The organism is Tabrizicola sp. (assembly GCF_016792905.1).
Lineage (GTDB): Bacteria > Pseudomonadota > Alphaproteobacteria > Rhodobacterales > Rhodobacteraceae > Tabrizicola.
Genome location: NZ_JAEULP010000008.1, coordinates 1 through 1,552, shown reverse-complemented (window position 1 = coordinate 1,552; position 1,552 = coordinate 1). Strand labels below are relative to the sequence as shown.

Genomic DNA, 1,552 nt, shown 5'->3' with positions numbered 1-1,552 from the left:
GGCAGGCGATGGAGGCCGTGCGCGCCAAGGGTCTGTCGAAAAAGGCGATCCGCGAGGAGTTCGACTGTGTCGTTGGCGTGCAGGACGCAAGCTTCAGCGTGGGCCGGGGCGAGATCTTCTGCATCATGGGATTGTCGGGGTTGAGCTACTCCCCAACTCTTGGACAAGTTTCCGGCTGAGTTAAGCTACGGCCTGCACCTGCTGATCGGTTTGGGTTGCGTTGAAGTAGACCACGGCGGGCGGTCGTCCGCCATGGGCGGCGTGGGGCCGCAGGTGGTTGTAGAAGGTAATCCAGCTGCCGACGCCTGCCTTGGCCTGTGCCCCGGTTTCCCAGGCGTGCAGGTAGACGCATTCATACTTCAAGGACCGCCAAAGGCGCTCGATGAAGATATTGTCGAGACAGCGCCCCTTGCCGTCCATCGAGATCCGGGTGCCGACCCGTTTCAGCCGGTCGGTCCAGGCGAAGGACGTGAACTGCGACCCCTGATCGGTATTCATTATCTCGGGTGGGCCGAAGCGGTGGATCGCCTCGTTCAGTGCCTCGACGCAGAAGTCGGCCTCAAGTGTGTTCGATATCCGCCAGGCCAAGACCTTGCGGGTGAACCAGTCCATGACCGCCACCAGATAGAGAAAGCCCCGGCGCATCGGCAGATAGGTGATGTCCGCGCACCAGACCTGGTTGGGTCGCTCCACCCTCAGCCCGCCGAGCAGATAGGGGTAGGTCTTGTGCCCCTTCGCGGGCCTGCTGGTGTCGGGCTTCTGGTAGATCGGCATCAGGCGCATGAGGCGCATCAGCCGCCGGATGCGTTTCTGGTTCACGGCATGGCCTTCGTTCTGCAGGTGCCAGGTCATCTGCCGCACGCCGTAGAACGGGGTTTCCAAGAACTGCTTGTCGATCAGCAGCATGAGATCGAGGTTCATCGCCGTCTCGCCCTGCGGCGCGTAATAGAATGACGACCGAGCGATCGACAGCAGGCGGCACTGCGCCCCGACCGACAGGCGCGGGTGGTTCTTCTCGACCATCCCACGCCTCACTTGCCGATCCAGGGCTTGAGCTTTCTGGACAAAAAATCGTTGGCCACAGCCAGCTCCCCGATCTTGGCGTGCAGGTCTCGAACGGTTTCTTCGGCAACCTCGGCCGCCACCGCAGCCCTTCCGCCTCGTTCGAAGATGCCTGCGGCACCCTCAAGCAGCGACCGTTTCCATTGATGGATCATCGTCGGATGCACGCCATATTCGATGGCCAGTTCCGACACCGTGCGCTCACCCTTCACGGCCTCCAGCGCCACACGCGCCTTGAATGCTGCGTCGTGGTTCCTGCGTTTTGACATCCCTGTTCTCCTCATTCTTGGAGACCAGCAGACTTCAGATCGTAGCTTCCGTCACTGTCCGATTTCCGGGGGGTAGCTCAGCACCTCGCGCGGGATCAGCCGGGCCCCGGCGCGGGCGATCTCGATCTTGCGGTCGAAGACCGGGACCGCGACTTCCGCCTCGTCCCGCGCCCGCATCCGTTGCAGCGTGTGGTAAAGCCCGCCCACGTCAAACGTCATCG

2 pseudogenes are annotated in these 1,552 nt (G+C 62.4%); one reads left to right on the top strand and one right to left on the bottom strand.

The features are described 5' to 3' along the window. Positions 1-140, top strand: a pseudogene (locus tag JNL31_RS01205) (glycine/betaine ABC transporter); the annotation flags it as partial. A gap of 40 nt (positions 141-180) precedes the next feature. On the opposite strand, the pseudogene JNL31_RS01200 reads toward JNL31_RS01205, so the two are convergent. Then, positions 181-1,346, bottom strand: a pseudogene (locus JNL31_RS01200) (IS3 family transposase). Positions 1,347-1,552: the final 206 nt, after the last annotated feature.